At 71.7% G+C, this 515-nt stretch carries 1 protein-coding gene; it reads left to right on the top strand.

The genetic code is table 11. The features are described 5' to 3' along the window. A partial coding sequence (locus tag AAE045_RS24395) for a lytic murein transglycosylase (protein WP_455549868.1) occupies nucleotides 1–515 on the top strand: 515 nt, incomplete at both ends.

Genomic DNA, 515 nt, shown 5'->3' with positions numbered 1-515 from the left:
GGCAAGCGCCCGCTGCTGCAGTCGCTGGCCACGCTCTCCTGCGAAGGCCGCCGCCAGCCCTTCTTCCGCGGCGAACTGCTCGCCCTGCTCAAGCTGATCGACGCCGGCGACCTGCGCGCCGAAGGCCTGACCGGTTCGTGGGCCGGCGCGTTCGGCCATACCCAGTTCATGCCCTCCACCTATGCGCGCATCGCGGTGGATGGCGACGGTGATGGCCGTCGCGATCTGGTCGCCTCGATTCCCGATGCGCTGGCCTCCACCGCCAATTATCTGAAGAAGGCCGGGTGGCGCACCGGCCAGCCCTGGGGGATGGAAGTGACGGTTCCGGCCGGCTTCAACGCCGGCCAGGCCGGCCGCACCCAGCGCAGGCCACTGGCCGACTGGCGCGCACAGGGCATCGTTCCGGTGGCCGGCGGCGGGCTGGCACCGGCCGGACTGCCCGCCGACAGCAATGCCGCGCTGCTGCTGCCCACCGGGATCAAGGGCCCGGCCTGGCTGGTGTTCCGCAACTACGA

This window comes from Dryocola clanedunensis (assembly GCF_038405435.1).
In the GTDB taxonomy this organism is placed as follows: Bacteria; Pseudomonadota; Gammaproteobacteria; order Enterobacterales; family Enterobacteriaceae; genus Dryocola; species Dryocola clanedunensis_A.
Note: the sequence above shows the minus strand (reverse complement) of the source record. Positions and strands in the feature narration are given on the sequence as shown.